General features: G+C 62.8%; 22 protein-coding genes. All 22 read left to right on the top strand.

Going from position 1 to position 18,865, the window contains the following annotated elements; translation table 11 throughout:
- Positions 1-43: 43 nt before the first annotated feature.
- The 22 genes from rpmH to atpA all read left to right on the top strand — a co-directional run bounded on the left by rpmH (position 44) and on the right by atpA (position 18,842).
- The gene (gene rpmH / locus PSTAB_RS20900; protein WP_003290924.1) at positions 44-178 is read left to right on the top strand and encodes a 50S ribosomal protein L34; all 135 of its coding nucleotides are present in this window, start codon (positions 44-46) and stop codon (positions 176-178) included.
- Between the two features lie 14 nt (positions 179-192).
- A complete protein-coding gene (gene rnpA, locus PSTAB_RS20895; RefSeq protein ID WP_011915212.1) occupies positions 193-588 on the top strand; it encodes a ribonuclease P protein component in 396 nt (131 codons plus the stop codon).
- Positions 581-826 (top strand): membrane protein insertion efficiency factor YidD, encoded by a 246-nt coding sequence (yidD, locus tag PSTAB_RS20890; RefSeq protein ID WP_011915211.1) that lies wholly within the window; start codon positions 581-583, stop codon positions 824-826. The genes rnpA and yidD overlap by 8 nt, the downstream gene beginning before the upstream one ends.
- 2 nt (positions 827-828) lie before the next feature.
- Positions 829-2,499, top strand: coding sequence for a membrane protein insertase YidC (gene yidC, locus PSTAB_RS20885; protein ID WP_011915210.1), 1,671 nt, complete (start codon positions 829-831; stop codon positions 2,497-2,499).
- Between the two features lie 72 nt (positions 2,500-2,571).
- On the top strand, positions 2,572-3,939 hold the full coding sequence (gene mnmE, locus PSTAB_RS20880) for a tRNA uridine-5-carboxymethylaminomethyl(34) synthesis GTPase MnmE (protein ID WP_013984554.1): 1,368 nt from the start codon (positions 2,572-2,574) through the stop codon (positions 3,937-3,939).
- Positions 3,940-4,223: 284 nt separating this feature from the next.
- Entirely contained in the window at positions 4,224-6,533 is a 2,310-nt protein-coding gene (gene mbhE / locus PSTAB_RS20875; RefSeq protein ID WP_013984553.1) for a hydrogen gas-evolving membrane-bound hydrogenase subunit E, read from the top strand.
- Complete coding sequence (locus tag PSTAB_RS20870; protein WP_013984552.1) at positions 6,530-6,931, top strand: Na(+)/H(+) antiporter subunit B; 402 nt, start codon at positions 6,530-6,532, stop codon at positions 6,929-6,931. The genes mbhE and PSTAB_RS20870 overlap by 4 nt, the downstream gene beginning before the upstream one ends.
- Before the next feature lies 1 nt (position 6,932).
- Entirely contained in the window at positions 6,933-7,316 is a 384-nt protein-coding gene (locus PSTAB_RS20865; protein ID WP_011915206.1) for a sodium:proton antiporter, read from the top strand.
- The gene (locus PSTAB_RS20860) at positions 7,313-8,833 is read left to right on the top strand and encodes a Na+/H+ antiporter subunit D (protein ID WP_013984551.1); all 1,521 of its coding nucleotides are present in this window, start codon (positions 7,313-7,315) and stop codon (positions 8,831-8,833) included. Before PSTAB_RS20865 ends, PSTAB_RS20860 begins: the two co-directional genes overlap by 4 nt.
- Positions 8,830-9,174, top strand: coding sequence for a Na+/H+ antiporter subunit E (locus PSTAB_RS20855; RefSeq protein ID WP_011915204.1), 345 nt, complete (start codon positions 8,830-8,832; stop codon positions 9,172-9,174). Before PSTAB_RS20860 ends, PSTAB_RS20855 begins: the two co-directional genes overlap by 4 nt.
- A 2-nt stretch (positions 9,175-9,176) precedes the next feature.
- Entirely contained in the window at positions 9,177-9,437 is a 261-nt protein-coding gene (locus PSTAB_RS20850) for an MrpF/PhaF family protein (RefSeq protein ID WP_011915203.1), read from the top strand.
- Positions 9,434-9,826: a monovalent cation/H(+) antiporter subunit G gene (gene mnhG / locus PSTAB_RS20845; protein ID WP_013984550.1), complete on the top strand. Its 393-nt coding sequence runs from the start codon at positions 9,434-9,436 to the stop codon at positions 9,824-9,826. Before PSTAB_RS20850 ends, mnhG begins: the two co-directional genes overlap by 4 nt.
- 408 nt (positions 9,827-10,234) lie before the next feature.
- Positions 10,235-12,127 (top strand): tRNA uridine-5-carboxymethylaminomethyl(34) synthesis enzyme MnmG, encoded by a 1,893-nt coding sequence (mnmG, locus tag PSTAB_RS20840; RefSeq protein WP_011915201.1) that lies wholly within the window; start codon positions 10,235-10,237, stop codon positions 12,125-12,127.
- Entirely contained in the window at positions 12,127-12,774 is a 648-nt protein-coding gene (gene rsmG / locus PSTAB_RS20835) for a 16S rRNA (guanine(527)-N(7))-methyltransferase RsmG (protein WP_013984549.1), read from the top strand. Before mnmG ends, rsmG begins: the two co-directional genes overlap by 1 nt.
- An 18-nt stretch (positions 12,775-12,792) precedes the next feature.
- Positions 12,793-13,581 carry a ParA family protein gene (locus PSTAB_RS20830; protein ID WP_011915199.1) on the top strand — a complete coding sequence of 263 codons (789 nt, stop codon included), beginning with the start codon at positions 12,793-12,795 and terminating at the stop codon, positions 13,579-13,581.
- A gap of 9 nt (positions 13,582-13,590) precedes the next feature.
- Complete coding sequence (locus PSTAB_RS20825) at positions 13,591-14,463, top strand: ParB/RepB/Spo0J family partition protein (RefSeq protein WP_013984548.1); 873 nt, start codon at positions 13,591-13,593, stop codon at positions 14,461-14,463.
- 127 nt (positions 14,464-14,590) lie between these two features.
- Entirely contained in the window at positions 14,591-14,995 is a 405-nt protein-coding gene (locus PSTAB_RS20820; protein ID WP_418080430.1) for a F0F1 ATP synthase subunit I, read from the top strand.
- A gap of 16 nt (positions 14,996-15,011) precedes the next feature.
- Positions 15,012-15,863 (top strand): F0F1 ATP synthase subunit A, encoded by an 852-nt coding sequence (atpB, locus tag PSTAB_RS20815; RefSeq protein ID WP_003284847.1) that lies wholly within the window; start codon positions 15,012-15,014, stop codon positions 15,861-15,863.
- A gap of 72 nt (positions 15,864-15,935) precedes the next feature.
- Positions 15,936-16,175: a F0F1 ATP synthase subunit C gene (gene atpE / locus PSTAB_RS20810; RefSeq protein ID WP_003284846.1), complete on the top strand. Its 240-nt coding sequence runs from the start codon at positions 15,936-15,938 to the stop codon at positions 16,173-16,175.
- An 87-nt stretch (positions 16,176-16,262) separates the two neighbouring features.
- The gene (locus PSTAB_RS20805) at positions 16,263-16,733 is read left to right on the top strand and encodes a F0F1 ATP synthase subunit B (protein WP_003284844.1); all 471 of its coding nucleotides are present in this window, start codon (positions 16,263-16,265) and stop codon (positions 16,731-16,733) included.
- Between the two features lie 12 nt (positions 16,734-16,745).
- The gene (locus tag PSTAB_RS20800) at positions 16,746-17,282 is read left to right on the top strand and encodes a F0F1 ATP synthase subunit delta (protein WP_013984546.1); all 537 of its coding nucleotides are present in this window, start codon (positions 16,746-16,748) and stop codon (positions 17,280-17,282) included.
- Between the two features lie 15 nt (positions 17,283-17,297).
- A complete protein-coding gene (gene atpA, locus PSTAB_RS20795; protein WP_013984545.1) occupies positions 17,298-18,842 on the top strand; it encodes a F0F1 ATP synthase subunit alpha in 1,545 nt (514 codons plus the stop codon).
- Positions 18,843-18,865: the final 23 nt, after the last annotated feature.

The raw sequence follows: 18,865 nt of genomic DNA, 5'->3' as shown, positions 1-18,865 counted from the left end.
GGGGGCCATTCCGGCCCGCAATGGATCACCAGGTAACCGCACCATGAAACGCACTTTCCAACCCAGCACCATCAAGCGCGCTCGTACCCATGGCTTCCGTGCCCGCATGGCCACCAAGAACGGTCGTCAAGTTCTGTCCCGCCGTCGCGCCAAAGGCCGTAAGCGTCTGACCGTCTGATATCGGAACAGGTAGTGAGTCGGGGCTTCGGCCGGGAAAAGCGTCTGCTGACTCCCCGCCAATTCAAGGCAGTCTTCGACTCCCCTTCCGGTAAGGTGCCTGGCAGGAACGTCCTGCTGCTGGCACGCGAGAACGATCTGCAACACCCCCGCCTAGGGCTGGTGATCGGCAAGAAAAGCGTCAAGCTTTCGGTGGAACGTAACCGCATCAAGCGGCAGATACGGGAAACCTTTCGCCATCATCAGCTGGAACTGGCGGGCTGGGACATCGTGATCATCGCCCGCAAGGGATTGGCTGATCTGGACAATCCCGAACTGGCGAAGCAGTTCGCCAAGCTCTGGAAGCGACTGTCACGCAACCCAGCCAAGACCGCTGCCGAACCTGGAGCTGCCAACAATACCCATGCGTAAATTGGCCATCGCTTCGATCCGGGTCTACCAGTACGCCATCAGTCCCATGATGGCCAGTCACTGCCGTTTCTATCCAAGCTGCTCCTGCTACGCGCTCGAGGCCATCGAAACCCATGGTCTGCTGCGTGGCGGTTGGCTGAGTCTGCGCAGACTGGGGCGCTGCCACCCGTGGAACCCCGGTGGCTACGACCCCGTGCCTACACACAACACTTCCAATTCATCTCCGATGGCCGAGTAACCATGGATATCAAACGCTCGATACTGCTCGTAGCACTAGCAGTCGTTGCCTACCTGATGGTTCTTCAATGGAATCAGGACTACGGTCAGGCAGCCCTGCCGACCGAAACCGCGCAAAGCCAGCCAGCCGCTCCGGCGCTGCCGGACAGCCCGAGCGCAACGACCGAGGGCAATGCCAACGACGTTCCGGCGGTTGCCGGTCAGCAGCAGGCCAGCGCCCTGCCGACCAGCGCACCGAGCAGCCAGTTGATCCGCGTCCGTACCGACGTGCTCGACCTGGCCATCGATCCGCGTGGTGGCGACATCGTCGAACTGCATCTGCCGCAGTATCCGCGCCGTCAGGATCGCCCCGATGTGCCGTTCCAGCTGTTCGAGCGCAGCAGCGAGCGTACCTATGAGGCGCAGAGCGGCCTGATCGGCGACGGCCCGGACAAGGCCAGCGGCCGTCCGCAGTACAGCAGCGAGAAGACCGAGTATCAGCTGGCCGAAGGGCAGGATGCGCTGGTCGTCGACCTGAACTACAGCGCCGATGGCGTCAACTACATCAAGCGTTTCACCCTGGAGCGCGGCAACTATGCGCTGAAGGTGAACTACCTGATCGATAACCAGAGCCAGCAGCCCTGGACCGGTTATCTGTTCGGCCAGCTCAAGCGCGACAAGAGCGGCGACCCGTCGTCCAGCACTGCCACCGGCACCGCGACCTATCTGGGGGCGGCGCTGTGGACCAAGGACGAGCCGTATCGCAAGGTGTCCATGAGCAACATGGACGACAAGAACCTGCGCGAAACCGTACAGGGTGGCTGGATCGCCTGGCTGCAGCACTATTTCGTTACCGCCTGGATTCCCCAAGCCGGCGATACCAATCAGGTGCAGACCCGCAAGGACAGCCAGGGCAACTACATCATCGGTTTCACCGGCCCGGCCGTTACCGTGCCCGCCGGCGCCCAGGGCGAGACCGGCGCCACGCTGTATGCCGGTCCGAAGAGCCAGGACAAGCTGGAAGAGCTGTCGCCGGGCCTGCGTCTGACGGTCGACTACGGCATTCTCTGGTTCATCGCCCAGCCGATCTTCTGGCTGCTGCAGAATATCCACGCCCTGCTCGGCAACTGGGGCTGGTCGATCATCGTCCTGACCATCGTCATCAAGCTGGCGTTCTTCCCGCTGTCGGCGGCCAGCTACCGGTCCATGGCGCGCATGCGCGCCGTCTCGCCGAAGATGCAGGCGCTGAAGGAACAGTTCGGTGACGATCGCCAGAAGATGTCCCAGGCGATGATGGAGCTGTACAAGAAGGAGAAAATCAATCCGCTGGGTGGCTGCCTGCCGATCCTGGTGCAGATGCCGGTGTTCCTGGCCCTGTACTGGGTGCTGCTGGAAAGCGTGGAGATGCGCCAGGCGCCCTGGATGTTCTGGATCACCGACCTGTCGATCAAGGATCCGTACTTCATCCTGCCGATCATCATGGGCGTGACCATGTTCATTCAGCAGCAGCTCAACCCGACTCCGCCGGACCCCATGCAGGCTCGGGTGATGAAGCTGTTGCCGATCATCTTCACCTTCTTCTTCCTCTGGTTCCCTGCCGGTCTGGTGCTGTACTGGGTGGTCAACAACATCCTGTCCATCGCCCAGCAGTGGTACATTACGCGGCAGATCGAGGCCGGGGCGAAACCCGCCTGACGCCTTGCCCGCCCATGCAGAACGCCCCTTGATTGGGGCGTTTTGCTATCCGTCGCCCAGAAAGGAGGCCGCATGATCCCAGCTCGCGACACCATCGCCGCCGTCGCCACCGCTCCCGGCCGGGGAGGCGTGGGAATCGTCCGTGTATCCGGCCCTCGCGCCAGGGCAATCGCCATCACCCTCAGCGGTCGCGAACCGACGCCGCGTCATGCTCATTACGGCCCATTCCATGCGGACGATGGCGAAGTCATCGACGAGGGGCTGCTGCTGTTTTTCCCCGGCCCTCATTCGTTCACCGGCGAGGATGTGCTGGAACTGCACGGCCATGGCGGCCCGGTGGTGCTGGACATGCTGCTGCAGCGCTGTGTCGAGCTGGGTGTGCGCCTGGCCAGACCTGGCGAATTCAGCGAGCGTGCATTCCTCAACGACAAGCTCGACCTGGCTCAGGCCGAGGCCATTGCCGATCTGATCGAGGCCAGCTCTGCCCAGGCTGCACGCAACGCGGTCCGCTCGCTGAAGGGCGAATTCTCACGGCGCGTGCACCAGCTGACCGAACGGCTGATCCAGCTACGCATCTACGTCGAGGCGGCGATCGATTTTCCGGAGGAGGAGATCGACTTCCTCGCCGACGGTCATGTGCTGGCGCAACTGGACGGGGTCCGCACGGAGTTATCCACAGTATTGCGCGAGGCGGGGCAGGGCGCCCTGTTGCGCGATGGCATGACCGTGGTCATCGCGGGTCGTCCCAACGCTGGCAAATCCAGTCTGCTCAACGCATTGGCGGGGCGCGAGGCGGCCATCGTCACCGATATTGCCGGTACGACCCGTGACGTTCTGCGCGAGCACATTCTCATCGACGGCATGCCGCTGCACGTGGTGGATACCGCCGGCCTGCGCGACACAGAGGATCAGGTCGAACGTATCGGCGTACAACGTGCCCTGAGCGCCATCGGCGAAGCCGATCGCATCCTTCTGGTGGTCGATGCCAGTGCCCCCGAAGCCAGCGATCCTTCGGCGCTGTGGCCGGAATTTCTTGATTTCAGTCCAGAGCCGGGAAAAGTCACGCTGATCCGCAACAAGGCCGACCTGACCGGGGAGGCCATCGTGCTGCGCTGCGATAACGACGGCCAGGCCACGCTCAGCCTGTGCGCGCGCAGTGGGGAAGGGCTGGAACTGCTGCGCGAGCATCTCAAGCACTGCATGGGCTACGAGCAGACCGCCGAAAGCAGCTTCAGCGCGCGTCGTCGGCACCTCGACGCGCTGCGTCTGGCCGACGAGCATCTGCGGCACGGGCATGACCAGCTGACGCTGGCCGGAGCCGGCGAGTTGCTGGCTGAGGACCTGCGTCTGGCCCAGCAGGCGCTTGGCGAAATCACCGGCGCCTTCAGCTCCGACGACCTGCTCGGCCGCATCTTCTCGAGCTTCTGCATAGGCAAGTAACAATTGCACGAGCGTGTGCGGCGCCTCGCCCACACGGTCGCTCCATCGCCTTCGCGACAAACCGCCGGCAGCCGTCTGGCCCGCGGCAGACGGCGCTTGCGCAGCCTTCGCCGGTGCCCTCCCATCGCCCTCCTATCTCTTGGCCTGCGTCTGGCCAGGGGCTTGCCGCTGCGCCTGACATAGCTGGTAACAGCGCCCGACGCATCGTTTGAACTACCTTTGCTATCAAAACACGCGCTACCAGCTCAGCCGTTTCCAGCAATCCACGACAAGAGGATGGCGCCGTGCTTGCTGCACTGCTCGTTTCATTCCTGGGAGCGATCCTCGCCAGGTTCATCGTTAGCCGCACCTATCCCTATGGAGGATGGGTCGCTGCGCTGCTGCCGGCCGGCCTGTTCCTCTACTTCCTGGCACTGGGGGCGAACCTCGGCGAGACCGGCGCCATCAGCGAGACCCTTGAATGGGTACCGGCGCTGGGCATTTCGCTGAGCCTCCGCCTGGATGGCTTCGCCCTGCTGTTCGTTCTGCTGATCACCGGCATCGGGACGCTGGTGACGATCTACGCGGGCGCCTATTTTTCGCATTCCTCGCCTGCCGAAGCTGCGCGCTTTCTGACGCTGATCCTGCTGTTCATGACGGCCATGCTCGGTACGGTGCTGTCCGACAATCTGGTGGTGATGTTCGTTTTCTGGGAAGCCACCAGCCTGCTGTCGTTCATGCTGATCGGTTTCAATTCCAGCCGGCCGGAGGCGCGCAAGGCCGCCCTGCAGTCACTGGTGGTAACCGGCGGTGGAGGGCTGGCGCTGTTCGCCGGCATCCTGCTGATCGGCATCACCCTGGGCACTTTCTCGCTGTCGGAAGTGGCCGAGCGTGCACCGGAGCTGCTGGCCAGCCCGCTGGCCGTACCGGCGATGATCCTGATCATGCTCGGTGCCTTCACCAAGTCGGCGCAGCTGCCCTTCCATTTCTGGCTGCCCCAGGCGATGGAGGCCCCGGCGCCTGCCTCGGCCTTCCTGCACTCGGCGACCATGGTCAAGCTTGGCGTGTATCTGCTGGCGCGCTTCGACCTGGTCTTTGGCGGCATACCGGCATTCGGCACCACGCTGGTCATCGTCGGCAGCCTGACCATGCTGGTGGCGGCGGTGCGAGCACTGTCCACCGATGGCTTCAAGGAAGTCCTGGCGCACTCCACCGTGGGGTCGCTGGGGGTACTGGTGATGCTGATCGGTCTGGATGGCGACTACTCGGTGACCGCGATGATCGCCTTCATCATTGCGCACGCGCTGTACAAGGCGGCCCTGTTCTTCTGCGCCGGCACCACCATCCATGCCGTGGGCGAGGGGCGCCTTAGCCTGATCGGCGGGCTGGCCCGGCGTCTGCCGATGACCACCCTGGCAGCCGGCATGGCAGCGATCTCCATGGCCGGACTGCCGCCGACGCTGGGCTTCATCACCAAGGAATACCTGTTCGAGAGCCAGCTCAATGCCTCCTTCGGCTGGGTGGTGGTGGCCGTGGCGGTGCTGGTCAATGCGGTGTTCGCGGCGATCGCCGGGGTGGCAGCGATTCGGCCCTATTACCTGGGCAAGGCGCGCAGCGAGGTGCACCATCCGGAGACCCCAGGCCTGTACCTCGGCCCGCTGGTGCTCGGCGGCCTGGGTTTTCTGTTCGGCCTGGCGCCGGATTTCCTGCTCACCGGGCTGATCCAGCCGGCCAACGATGTGCTCGTCGGTCATACGGTAGACCTGTCGTTCTCGCTCTGGCACGGCTTTACGCCGATGCTCGCACTGAGCGCGACCGTGGTCGCCTTCGCCGGCGGTCTGCTCGCTTACTGGCATCGCATCCACTATGCGCTGTCGTTGAACACGGGGCTGAAGCGCAGCCTCGGCGATGCCGGCTACAACGCCGTGTTCACCGGTACCTTGCGCCTGGCCGAACGCTGTACGCGGCTCCTGCAAAACGGCGACCAGCATCGCTACACCGCCACGGTCGCAACGGCCGTCCTGCTGATCATCGGCTACGGCGTGCTGGCCAGCGGCACGTGGCCGGTCTTCAGCCTGAGCGGCGGACGATTCGACCTGCCTACCGCCGTGGTGCTCGTGATGATGTGCCTGGGTGCGCTGGCCGCCACGCGTACACCGTCGTTGCTGCGCGCGATGATCGCGGTCGGTGTGGTGGGCTTCGGCTCGGCGCTGGTCTTCCTGCTCAACGGCGCGCCGGACGTGGCACTCACCCAGTTCTCGGTGGAGGTGCTGCTGGTACTGATCCTGGTGGCGCTGCTGCTCCGGGTGCCGGAGCGTACGGCTTCGACCCGCCGGCCGCGGGAGAAACGCCTGGGTATCCTGCTCTCGGTGGGTTTTGCGCTGGTGGTGTTCGTTGCCCTGGCTGCCACCGTGGCGCTGCCGCTGGACGGACGCATCTCCGAATTCTATGCCGCCACCAGCTACCTGGAGGCGCACGGTCGCAACGTGGTCAACGTGGTGCTGGTGGACTACCGCGCCATCGACACCCTCGGCGAGGTGGTGGTGGTGGCGTTCGCCGCCATTAGCGTTTGGGGCCTGTTGCGCGCGCTGCCACGGCGGAGGGACACACGATGAATTCACTGATCTTCGCCGCCTTCTCGCGGATTCTCTTCGGCGTGATGCTGGTGGTCTCGGTCTATGTGCTCTACCGCGGACACAACGAGCCGGGCGGCGGCTTCGTCGGCGGGCTGATCGCCGCCGCCGGCTTCGCCACCCTGGCGCTCGCCCGCGGGGTCGAGGTGGCGCGCGCGACGCTGCGCTTCGAGCCCATGACGGTGATCGGCTTCGGCATCCTCGCCGCGCTGCTCAGCGGCCTGCCGGGGCTGTGGCTGGACGGCTCATTCCTGACCCACCAGTGGCTGGTCCTTGGCAATTTCCACCTGGGCACCACGCTGCTGTTCGATATCGGCGTGTACCTGGTGGTGCTCGGCGGCATCCTTTCCCTGATCCTGCGCTTCTACGAGGACCTCTGACATGCACCTGCTCTTCGCACTGAGCATTGCCGTGCTCGCCGGCTGCAGCCTCTACCTCATCCTGTCGCGGCACATCGTCCGTGTGCTGCTGGGCGTGACCATGCTCTCGGCGGCGATCAACCTGGTGATCTTCTTCGCCGGCCGCATCGTCACCAACACGCCGGCTGTGATCCGCGCCGGGGAGAGCAGCCTGCCCGCCGATGCGGCCAATCCGCTGCCGCAGGCGCTGGTGCTCACGGCCATCGTCATCGGCTTCTCGCTGACTGCTTTCTTCGCCGCCCTGGCGCTGCAGACCTATCGTCGCCTGGGCAGCGTGGACCTGCGGCAGATCGATGCGGCTGAACGGCTGGGTTCGCCCACCTCCGCAGGCAAGGATCGCCCATGACAGGATTTCTGACGCTGCACGCACCACTCTGGCCGGTCCTGCTGCCGATTCTCGGTGCTGGGCTGGCAGCCTGCCTGTGGAAAAGTCGTCGCGCCCAGCGTCTGGTCAGCGCCCTGTGCATAACCCTGCTGCTGGCTGCTTCGCTGCTGTTGCTCGTTGCAGTGTATCGCGAGGGGATTCTGGCGATCCGCTTCGGCGACTGGGCGGCGCCGTTCGGCATAGTCTTCGTCGCCGATGCCCTGGCGGCAGCGATGGTGGCGATCACCGGGATTCTGGCCGCCGCAGTGATGACCTTCGGTCTGGCTGACATCCGCCGTCGCGAGGAGCGGGCCGGCTTCCACCCCCTGCTGCTGGGCATGCTCGCCGGCGTCAACGGGGCCTTCCTCACCGGCGACATCTTCAACCTCTATGTGTGGTTCGAGGTAATGCTGATCACCGCGATGGGCCTCCTGGCCATCGGCCGCAACCGCGCGCAGCTCGATGCGACGGTGCGCTACGCGATCCTCAACCTGTTCTCCACGCTGCTTTTCCTCACCGGCGTGGCACTGCTCTACGGGGCGACCGGCACGCTGAACATGGCGGATCTCGCGCGGGTGCTGCCGCAGACCGAACCCTCGATCAACCTGACCCTGTCGGCCCTGCTGCTGCTCTGCGGCTTCGGCATCAAGGCCGGTTACTTTCCGCTGTTCTTCTGGTTGCCGGCGTCCTACCACACCGCGTCGATCACCGTTTCGGCGATCTTCGCCGGGCTGCTGACCAAGGTGGGGGTGTACGCCTGCCTACGCGTGTTCACCCTGATCTTCAGCGTCGAGGACAGCGGCATCCGCGACATCGTCGCCGTGCTGGCCGCCGGCACCATGCTGTTCGGCGTGTTCGGCGCGGCGGTGCAGTGGGACGTCAGGCGCATTCTCTCGTTCCACATCGTCAGCCAGATCGGCTACATGCTGCTCGGGCTGGCGATCTCCACCCAGGCGGCCCTGACCGGAGCGATCTTCTACATCCTGCATCACATCATCGTGAAGGCGAACCTGTTCCTCCTCGCCGGAGCGATCCACCGCGCCAGCGGCACCTTCGACCTGCGCAAGAGCGGGGGGCTGATGTACCGCAACCCGCTGCTGGCGGCACTGTTCCTGATCCCGGCCTTGTCGCTGGCCGGCTTGCCGCCGCTGTCGGGGTTCTGGGCCAAGTTCCTGGTGATCGATGCCACCTTCCGCGCTGGCGAGCACTGGCTGGCGGGGCTGGCCCTGTTCGTCGGCCTGCTGACGCTCTATTCGATGACCAAGATCTGGATGGAGGCGTTCTGGAAGAAGCCAGTGCTGCCACGGGTCGAGGCCCGCCGGGTGCCCTTGCCGATGCTGCTGGCGATCGCCGCGCTCGGCACGCTGACCCTGGCGATCGGCTTCATGCCGCAACCGCTGATCCTCTTTTCGCAAACCGCGGCGGCGGCCCTGCTGGAGCCGGCAGCGTACCTGTCGGCAGTGCTGCCGTCCGCGTCGATTCCGGAGGCCCGCCCATGAATACCGGCTTGCTGCGTCGTGTGGTGGATGTCGTCGAATTGCTCGGCATCTATTTCTACGAGCTGATCGTGTCCTCCGTGACGGTGGCCCGCGCGGCCTTCGCTCGGGAGCCGCGCATGCACAGCTCGATCATCGCCGTGCCAATCGCGCTGCGAACCGATATGGGCATCGCCGTGCTGGCCAGCCTGGTCTCGCTGACGCCGGGCAACTGCGCGCTGCACGTCAGTGCCGATCGCCGTCTGCTCTACGTGCACGCCCTGGATGGGCGGACGCCGGAGCAGATCATCGCGTCGATCCAGCAGGTCTTCGAACGCCGCATCGCCCGTATCGAGAGGTGGTGAGCATGATCGAAACACTGCTGGTTCTCGTCATGCTGCCACTGGGAGTGACGCTCTGGCGGATGATCGTCGCCCGCACACTGGTCGATCGGGTGGTGGCACTGGACATGCTCACCGGCGTGGGCGTGGCCATCGCCGCGCTGGTGGCGGCCATGACCGGGCGCCGTGAGTTTCTCGATGTGGGGTTCGGCCTCGGCCTGATCGGATTCGTCGGCACCTGTGCCTTCGCCGTATTCATCATGCGCAAGGGAAAAAAAGAACAATGATCGACTTTATCGCCGTGGTGGTCATGCTCGCCGGCGTGGTCTTCCTGTTCGCTGCCATGCTCGGGCTGCTGCGCTTTGCCGACCCGCTGCAACGCATTCACGCCACCACCAAGTCCGGCACGGTGGGCGCCGGGCTGATTCTGCTCGGCGTGATGATACACATGGGCGACGCACAGGCCGTGTTCATTGGCTCGGCCACATTGATCTTCCTCATGCTGACCATTCCCATCGCCGGCCACCTGCTCGGCCGTGCCGCCTATATGTCGGGCGCGCGGCTCGACGGCCTACACGGGGAAGATGCCCTGCGTGGCGTGCTCGATCGCAGCCCGGTAACGCTGGATGAGTGGCTTGAAAGAAGCGATCCGCCCAGAGCCGACAAAGAACCCTGAGGTCGATTCACTGTTGGCCACGGACTTCCTAAGGCCTGTTGATAACCCTCCTTCGGCTCGGTAGATAAGCGCGGGGCATACCCTCTGGATAACGTCCCCTGTGCACAGTTCGCTCTGTTATCAACAGCCCGCGCACTTGATCCACACCGGTATCGCGCAGGCGGAGCACAGCCTTATCCATCGTTGGGACCCTTGATAACAGTGGGCTCTGTATGTTTATCCACAGATAACTGCTTCACCATGAGTAAACATATCTACAAGCTCTTTTATATTTTCTTTTCTTTTTTCTGTTCTTTTCGGTTGCCAACCCTCCGTTGATCAAATTTTGCCCAAGGCGCTTCTTTCAGTCTGGGTAAGTCTCTATACTTGGCCGTTTTTCCAGACCAGCCCACAAGGCACGAGGTGCACGTGGATTTCCCATCCCGTTTCGATGTGATCGTGATCGGCGGCGGCCATGCCGGTACCGAAGCGGCACTGGCTGCAGCACGCATGGGGGTCAAGACCCTGCTGCTCACCCACAATGTGGAAACCCTGGGCCAGATGAGCTGCAACCCGGCCATCGGCGGCATCGGCAAGAGTCATCTGGTCAAGGAAATCGACGCCCTGGGTGGCGCCATGGCCGTTGCTACCGACAAGGGCGGCATCCAGTTCCGAGTGCTCAACAGCCGCAAGGGCCCAGCTGTACGGGCAACCCGCGCACAGGCTGATCGCGTGCTTTACAAGGCGGCCATCCGAGAGCTACTGGAAAACCAGCCGAACCTGTGGATATTTCAGCAGGCCGCCGATGATCTGATCGTTGAGCAGAACGAGGTGCGCGGCGTCGTTACCCAGATGGGGCTGCGCTTTCTTGCGACGTCCGTGGTGTTGACCACCGGAACCTTCCTCGGCGGACTTATCCACATCGGGCTGCAGAATTATTCAGGGGGCCGTGCCGGCGATCCGCCTTCGATCGCACTGGCCAAGCGTCTGCGCGAGTTGCCGCTGCGCGTCGGCCGGCTGAAGACCGGCACGCCGCCGCGCATCGACGGCCGTTCGGTGGACTTCTCGCAGATGACCGAGCAGCCCGGCGACACGCCGCTGCCGGTGATGTCCTTTCTCGGCAGCCGAGAGCAGCATCCGCCGCAGGTCAGCTGCTGGATCACCCACACCAACGCGCGCACCCACGAGATCATCGCCGCCAACCTCGATCGCTCGCCGATGTATTCCGGCGTCATCGAAGGCGTGGGGCCTCGCTATTGCCCGTCCATCGAGGACAAGATCCATCGCTTCGCCGACAAGGACAGCCATCAGGTGTTTCTCGAGCCGGAAGGCCTGACCACCCATGAGCTGTACCCCAACGGCATCTCCACCTCGCTGCCGTTCGACGTGCAGTTGCAGATCGTGCAGAGCATCCGTGGCATGGAGAATGCGCACATCGTGCGGCCGGGCTACGCCATCGAATACGACTATTTCGATCCGCGTGATCTCAAGTACAGCCTGGAGACCAAGGTCATTGGCGGGCTGTTCTTTGCCGGGCAGATCAATGGCACCACCGGTTACGAAGAGGCCGGCGCCCAGGGGCTGCTCGCCGGCGCCAACGCCGCCTTGCGCGCACAGGGCAAGGACAGCTGGTGCCCGCGGCGTGATGAGGCCTACCTCGGCGTGCTGGTCGATGACTTGATCACCCTTGGCACGCAGGAGCCGTATCGCATGTTCACCTCGCGCGCCGAGTACCGGCTGATCCTGCGCGAGGACAATGCCGACCTGCGCCTGACCGAAAAGGGCCGCGAGCTCGGCCTTGTGGACGACGCCCGCTGGGCGGCGTTCTGCGCCAAGCGCGAGGGCATCGAGCGCGAGGAACAGCGTCTGAAGAACAGCTGGGTGCGCCCGGGCACGCCGCAAGGCGATGCCATCGCCGAGCGCTTCGGCAGCCCGCTGGCCCGCGAGTACAACCTGCTCAATCTGCTCGCTCGTCCCGAAATCGATTATCAGAGCCTGATCGAACTGACCGGGCCGGGCGAACCGGATCCGCAGGTCGCCGAGCAGGTCGAGATCAAGACCAAGTACGCCGGTTACATCGAGCGGCAGCAGGACGAGATCGAGAAGCTGCGTGCCAGCGAGAACGTGGCACTGCCTGCGGACCTCGACTACGCGACGATTTCCGGCCTGTCCAAGGAGATCCAGCACAAGCTCGGCCAGGCGCGCCCGCAGACCCTCGGTCAGGCCTCGCGAATCCCCGGCGTCACGCCGGCGGCCGTGTCCCTGCTGATGATCCACCTGAAGAAGCGCAGCGCCGGTCAGCAGCTGGAGCAGAGCGCCTGATGAGTCTGGTCAGTGAATCCCATGCGGAAGAACTCGTACGCGGGGCCGGGCAGCTCGGCATTCCCCTGGACGACCGCCAGCAACGACTGCTGCTGGCCTACCTGGCGCTGCTGATCAAGTGGAACAAGGCCTATAACCTGACCGCCGTGCGCGATCCGGACGAGATGGTCTCGCGCCATCTGCTCGACAGCCTGAGCGTGGTGCCTTTCGTGGCCGAAGGGGGGCGCAATTGGCTGGACGTCGGCAGCGGCGGCGGCATGCCCGGCGTGCCGCTGGCGATCATGTTTCCCGAACGGGCGTTCACCCTGCTGGACTCGAACGGCAAGAAGACACGTTTCCTCACCCAGGTGAAGCTGGAGCTGAAACTGGCCAATCTTGAGGTGGTGCACGCTCGCGTCGAGCAGTTCCAGCCCTCCATCGCCTTTGACGGCATTACCTCGCGCGCCTTCAGCTCGCTGGAGGACTTCGCCAGCTGGACCCGCCATCTGGGCAATGCCGAAACCCGCTGGCTGGCCATGAAGGGCGTGCAGCCAGATGACGAGTTGCAGCGCCTGCCCGAGGACTTCCGTCTCGATGCCTGTCACGTGCTCAAGGTTCCCGGTTGCCAAGGCCAGCGCCATCTGTTGATACTGCGCCGCACTTCATGACCCGGACAGACACTGACCATGGCTAAAGTCTTCGCCATTGCCAACCAGAAAGGCGGTGTCGCCAAGACCACCACCTGCATCAATCTGGCCGCTTCGCTGGTCGCCACGCGCCGTCGGGTGCTGCTGATCGACCTCGATCCCCAGGGCAATGCCACCACCGGCAGCGGTGTGGACAAGCTCGGCCTGGAATACTCGATCTACGATGTGCTGATCGGCGAATGCAGCCTGGTTGATGCCATGCAGTTCTCCGAGCATGGCGGCTACCAGCTGCTGCCGGCCAACCGCGACCTGACGGCGGCCGAGGTGGCCCTGCTCAATCTGCCGGCGAAGGAAAAGCGCCTGCGCGAAGCGCTGGCCCCGGTACGCGAGAACTACGACTACATTCTCATCGACTGTCCGCCGTCGCTGTCGATGCTGACCATCAACGCGCTGGCGGCAGCCGATGGCGTGATCATCCCCATGCAGTGCGAGTACTACGCGCTCGAGGGTTTGTCCGATCTGGTCAACTCGATCCAGCGCATCGGTCAGGCACTCAATCCGAGTCTGAAGATCGAAGGTCTGCTGCGCACCATGTACGACCCGCGCAGCAGCCTGACCAACGACGTTTCCGAACAGCTCAAGGCGCATTTCGGCGACAAGCTGTACGACACCGTGATTCCGCGCAACGTACGGCTCGCCGAAGCCCCCAGCCACGGCATGCCGGCGCTGGTCTACGACAAGCAATCCAAGGGTGCCCTGGCCTATCTGGCCCTGGCCGGCGAACTGTCGCGACGCCAGCGCCAGTCGGCTCGTGGCGCTCTCGCATAAGGACTACTCATGGCGACCAAGAAAAGAGGTCTAGGACGGGGACTCGATGCCCTGCTCGGCGGCGCCAGTGTCTCGGCGATGCAGGAAGAGGCCGCCAAGGTCGACACCCGCGAACTGCAACAGTTACCGCTGGAGCTGGTTCAGCGCGGCAAGTATCAGCCCCGTCGCGACATGGATCCGCAGGCCCTGGAAGAGTTGGCGCAGTCGATCAAGAATCACGGCGTGATGCAGCCCATCGTCGTGCGTCCGGTCGAGGGCGGCCGCTACGAGATCATCGCCGGCGAGCGACGCTGGCGCGCCAGCCAGCAGGCCGGTCTGGAACGTGTGCCGGCGCTGGTTCGCGAGGTTCCGGACGAAGCCGCCATCGCCATGGCGCTGATCGAGAACATCCAGCGCGAGGATCTCAACCCGATCGAAGAAGCGGTGGCCTTGCAGCGGCTGCAGCAGGAATTCCAGCTCACTCAACAGCAGGTGGCCGATGCCGTGGGCAAGTCGCGGGTCTCGGTGAGCAACCTGCTGCGCCTGATCGCCCTACCCGAGGAAATCAAGACGCTGTTGTCCCATGGCGATCTGGAAATGGGGCACGCCCGCGCCTTGCTTGGTTTGCCGGCTGACCAGCAGGTCGAGGGCGCGCGGCATGTTGTCGCACGTGGGCTGACGGTCCGCCAGACCGAAGCCCTGGTACGCCAATGGCTGAGCAGCAAGGAAAAGCCGAAAGCCGAGGTCAAGGTCGATCCCGATATCAGCCGTCTGGAACAGCGTCTGGCGGAACGCCTGGGCTCGCCGGTGCAGATCAAGCATGGGCAGAAGGGCAAAGGCCAGCTGGTGATTCGCTACAGTTCCCTGGATGAATTGCAGGGCGTTCTGGCGCACATTCGTTGATACAAAATGTTTGTAGTGCCAGTCGGAAATTACTACCTGAGTGTTGAACCCCGGCTGGCCTGCTCCTATACTCGCCGCGCTTTTTTGACTGCGGACAATTATTTACGCAGCCTGCTGCGACGATGGAATTCAGGTGAACATACACAACAAGACACCCTTCCATCGTCTCCCGGCTTTCCGCGTATTGCTGATGCAGGCGATGGTCGTGGTAGCGACCGCTGTGTCATGTGGCCTGGTATTTGGTATGGTCGCCGGCTACTCCGCGCTTTGCGGCGGTCTGATTGCACTGTCGGCGAACGTGTATTTCGCGTACAAGGCCTTTCGTTACTTTGGCGCACGCTCGGCCAGGGCGATCATTCAGTCCTTATGGTCTGGGCAGATGGGGAAACAAATTCTGGCAGCAGCGCTGTTTGCGCTGGTGTTTGTGGGAGTGCGACCGCTGGAGCCGGTTGCCCTGTTCGTCGGTTACGTGCTGGTCCTAGGCACCTCCGCGAGCGCGCTCCTGCTGATGAAAAATAATCCGAAGCATTGAGCATTGAGGCGCGCACATGGCGAGTACCCCGGCGGAATATATTCAGCATCACCTGCAAAACCTGACCTACGGCAAGCTGCCGGCTGGCTACGAACGCGTTGACGGAACCGTGATCGACCAGGCCACCTGGACCATCGCGCAAACTTCGGCTGAAGCACAGGCAATGGGCTTCATGGCCGTCCACCTGGATACCCTGGGCTGGTCGCTGTTCGCGGGCTTTCTGTTCATCGGTATCTTCGCCATGGCTGGCCGCTCGGCTACCGCGGGTGTGCCCGGCAAGTTGCAGAACCTGGTAGAGATGGTCGTCGAGTTCGTCGAAGGCATGGTCAAGGACACCTTCCACGGTCGCAATCCGCTGATCGCGCCGCTGGCTCTGACCATCTTCATGTGGATCCTGCTGATGAACAGCCTGAAATGGATCCCCGTCGACTACATCCCCGGCCTGGCTGGCCTGCTGGGTCTGCCGGCATTCAAGATCGTCCCGACAGCCGATCCGAACGGTACCTTCGGTGTGTCCATCGGCGTGTTCTTCCTGATTCTGTTCTATAGCGTCAAGGTCAAGGGCTTCAGTGGTTTCAGCAAGGAGCTGGCATTCACTCCCTTCAACCACTGGTCGCTGGTGCCTTTCAACCTGTTCCTCGAGATTCTCGGTCTGCTGACCAAGCCGCTGAGCCTTGCGCTGCGTCTGTTCGGCAACATGTATGCAGGTGAGGTGGTGTTCATCCTCATCGCGCTGCTGCCGTTCTACGTACAGTGGACCCTGAATGTGCCGTGGGCGATCTTCCACCTCCTGGTGATCCCGCTGCAGGCCTTCATCTTCATGGTGCTGTCGATCGTGTACCTGAGCGCGGCCCACGAGGACCATTGAGACGCGAAAGCGACCGTAAACCCGTAGCAAACTTGAACTGCAACTCTAACCTCTGAAAACCTAGGAGTAATCATGGAACTCGTAATCATCGCTGCCGCCATCATCATTGGTCTGGGCGCTCTGGCCACCGGTATTGGCTTCTCCCTGCTGGGCGGCAAGCTGCTGGAATCCACTGCTCGTCAACCTGAACTGGCTCCGCAGCTGCAAACCAAGACCTTCATCATGGCTGGTCTGCTCGACGCCGTGCCGATGATCGGCGTTGGTATCGCGATGTACCTGATCTTCGTTGTTGCCCCTGGTATGGCTGCTTAATTCGCTGACCCGTCCGAGCGGCAGGGCGTTGCCCTGCCGGTTAGGCTTCAGCACCCGGGAAACAACGAGATAGCATGAGGTAGATCAGTGAACATTAATCTGACGCTGTTCGGTCAAACGATTGCCTTCGCTATTTTCGTCTGGTTCTGCATGAAGTTTGTTTGGCCGCCTATCACCAGCGCCATGCAAGCTCGCCAGAAGAAAATTGCCGAAGGTCTGGATGCTGCCGGCCGCGCTCAGCGCGATCTGCAACTGGCCCAGGAAAAAGCTTCCCACTCGCTCCGTGAAACCAAAGAGCAGGTTGCCCAGATCCTCGAACAGGCGAATAAGCACGCCAATCTGATTATCGAGGAAGCCAAGCAGCAGGCTCGCACTGAGGGCGAGCGCCTGGTCGCTGGTGCTCGCGCCGAGATCGAACAGGAAGTGAACCGCGCCAGGGACGAACTGCGCACTCAGGTTGCGGCTCTTGCCGTTGCTGGTGCGGAGAAGATCCTGGAGTCCCAGGTGGACGCCAAGGTGCACAACGAGCTGGTCGAAAAACTGGCCTCCCAACTCTAAGCGAGGCAAGCGATGATCAATACCCAGACGCTTGCTCGGCCTTACGCGAAAGCCGCTTTCGAGTTTGCCAGCGCCGCAGGAAAGACCGATACCTGGTCGAAAATGCTGAACCTGGCCGCCATCGCTGTTGAAGTCCCAGAAGTCGCAGCGTTGCTGAACGACCCCCGCCTGTCTAGCGAAAGCAAGCTTCAGGGGCTGGTGCGTCTACTCGGTGACGATGTTGACGAAGCTTTCCGCAACTACGTCCAGACCCTTGGCGAAAACAATCGCCTGTCGGTCCTGCCGACCGTGTGGGAGCTGTACGAGGACATCAAGGCGCAAGCCGAGAAAACGCTCGAAGCAGAAGTTGAAACCGCTTTCGAGCTCAGCAACGCGCAACTCCAAACTTTGGCTGCCGCCCTGTCGAAGCGGCTAGATCGCACCGTCAACCTCCAGCAGGCCGTTAATCCTGCGCTGATCGGCGGCGTGTTGATTCGCGCCGGTGATGTGGTTGTCGACGGTTCGGTCCGCGGCAAACTGAGCCAGTTGGCCGAATCGTTGAAATCCTGATTTGAGGGTCATGGCATGCAGCAACTGAATCCTTCCGAGATAAGTGAAATCATCAAGCAGCGCATCGAGAAATCGGATGTCGCTGCTCAAGCCCGTAACGAGGGCACCGTCGTCAGCGTTTCTGACGGTATCGTACGCATCTACGGTCTGGCCGACGTCATGTACGGCGAGATGATCGAGTTCCCTGGTGGCGTCTTTGGTATGGCACTGAACCTGGAGCAAGACTCCGTAGGTGCTGTAATTCTGGGTAACTACCTGGGCTTGACCGAAGGCATGAGCGCCAAGTGCACCGGCCGCATCCTCGAGGTTCCGGTTGGTCCGGAATTGCTGGGTCGCGTAGTCGACGCACTGGGTAACCCGATTGACGGCAAAGGCCCGATCAACGCGCAGGCAACTGATGCGGTCGAGAAGGTTGCACCGGGCGTGATCTGGCGTAAGTCGGTAGACCAGCCGGTTCAAACTGGCTACAAGTCGGTCGACGCCATGATCCCGGTAGGCCGTGGCCAGCGCGAGCTGATCATCGGTGACCGTCAGATCGGCAAGACCGCCCTGGCTATCGACGCCATCATCAACCAGAAGAACAGCGGCATCCGCTGCGTCTACGTGGCTATCGGTCAGAAGCAGTCGACCATCGCCAACGTAGTGCGCAAGCTGGAAGAGCACGGTGCCCTGCACAACACCATCGTGGTGGCTGCTTCGGCTTCCGAGTCCGCTGCGCTGCAGTACCTGGCTCCGTACGCCGGCTGCACCATGGGCGAATACTTCCGCGACCGCGGCGAAGACGCACTGATCGTCTATGACGATCTGTCCAAGCAGGCTGTGGCTTACCGCCAGATTTCCCTGCTGCTGCGTCGTCCGCCGGGACGTGAAGCCTACCCGGGCGACGTGTTCTATCTCCACAGCCGTCTGCTGGAGCGCGCATCGCGTGTTTCCGAAGAGTACGTCGAGAAGTTCACCAATGGTGCAGTGACTGGCAAGACCGGTTCGCTGACTGCTCTGCCTATCATCGAAACCCAGGCTGGCGACGTTTCCGCGTTCGTTCCGACCAACGTGATTTCCATCACCGACGGTCAGATCTTCCTGGAATCGGCCATGTTCAACGCAGGTATCCGTCCGGCCGTCAACGCCGGTATTTCGGTATCCCGCGTGGGTGGTGCGGCGCAGACCAAGATCGTCAAGAAGCTGTCCGGTGGTATCCGTACCGCACTGGCTCAGTACCGTGAACTGGCTGCATTCGCCCAGTTCGCTTCCGACCTGGACGAAGCGACCCGCAAGCAGCTGGAGCATGGTCAGCGCGTTACCGAGCTGATGAAGCAGAAGCAGTACGCGCCGATGTCCATCGCCGACATGTCCCTGTCCCTGTATGCCGCCGAGCGTGGCTATCTGGCGGACGTGGAAGTGGCCAAGGTTGGCGCCTTCGAGCAGGCCCTGATCGCCTTCTTCAACCGCGAGTTCGCCGACCTGATGGCGAAGATCAACGTGAAGGGCGACTTCAACGACGAAATCGACGCTGGCCTGAAGGCTGGTATCGAGAAGTTCAAGGCCACGCAGAGCTGGTAAGCCGCAGCGGGAGCCGCGAGGCT

It is taken from the genome of Stutzerimonas stutzeri (assembly GCF_000219605.1).
Lineage (GTDB): Bacteria > Pseudomonadota > Gammaproteobacteria > Pseudomonadales > Pseudomonadaceae > Stutzerimonas > Stutzerimonas stutzeri.
Note: the sequence above shows the minus strand (reverse complement) of the source record. Positions and strands in the feature narration are given on the sequence as shown.

Coding starts and splice junctions, on each gene's coding strand:
- rpmH (WP_003290924.1), top strand. CDS start 44: ATGAAACGCACTTTCCAACCCAGCACCATCAAGCGCGCTCGTACCCAT.
- yidD (WP_011915211.1), top strand. CDS start 581: ATGCGTAAATTGGCCATCGCTTCGATCCGGGTCTACCAGTACGCCATC.
- yidC (WP_011915210.1), top strand. CDS start 829: ATGGATATCAAACGCTCGATACTGCTCGTAGCACTAGCAGTCGTTGCC.
- mnmE (WP_013984554.1), top strand. CDS start 2,572: ATGATCCCAGCTCGCGACACCATCGCCGCCGTCGCCACCGCTCCCGGC.
- PSTAB_RS20870 (WP_013984552.1), top strand. CDS start 6,530: ATGAATTCACTGATCTTCGCCGCCTTCTCGCGGATTCTCTTCGGCGTG.
- PSTAB_RS20865 (WP_011915206.1), top strand. CDS start 6,933: ATGCACCTGCTCTTCGCACTGAGCATTGCCGTGCTCGCCGGCTGCAGC.
- PSTAB_RS20860 (WP_013984551.1), top strand. CDS start 7,313: ATGACAGGATTTCTGACGCTGCACGCACCACTCTGGCCGGTCCTGCTG.
- PSTAB_RS20855 (WP_011915204.1), top strand. CDS start 8,830: ATGAATACCGGCTTGCTGCGTCGTGTGGTGGATGTCGTCGAATTGCTC.
- PSTAB_RS20850 (WP_011915203.1), top strand. CDS start 9,177: ATGATCGAAACACTGCTGGTTCTCGTCATGCTGCCACTGGGAGTGACG.
- mnhG (WP_013984550.1), top strand. CDS start 9,434: ATGATCGACTTTATCGCCGTGGTGGTCATGCTCGCCGGCGTGGTCTTC.
- rsmG (WP_013984549.1), top strand. CDS start 12,127: ATGAGTCTGGTCAGTGAATCCCATGCGGAAGAACTCGTACGCGGGGCC.
- PSTAB_RS20830 (WP_011915199.1), top strand. CDS start 12,793: ATGGCTAAAGTCTTCGCCATTGCCAACCAGAAAGGCGGTGTCGCCAAG.
- PSTAB_RS20825 (WP_013984548.1), top strand. CDS start 13,591: ATGGCGACCAAGAAAAGAGGTCTAGGACGGGGACTCGATGCCCTGCTC.
- atpB (WP_003284847.1), top strand. CDS start 15,012: ATGGCGAGTACCCCGGCGGAATATATTCAGCATCACCTGCAAAACCTG.
- atpE (WP_003284846.1), top strand. CDS start 15,936: ATGGAACTCGTAATCATCGCTGCCGCCATCATCATTGGTCTGGGCGCT.
- PSTAB_RS20800 (WP_013984546.1), top strand. CDS start 16,746: ATGATCAATACCCAGACGCTTGCTCGGCCTTACGCGAAAGCCGCTTTC.
- atpA (WP_013984545.1), top strand. CDS start 17,298: ATGCAGCAACTGAATCCTTCCGAGATAAGTGAAATCATCAAGCAGCGC.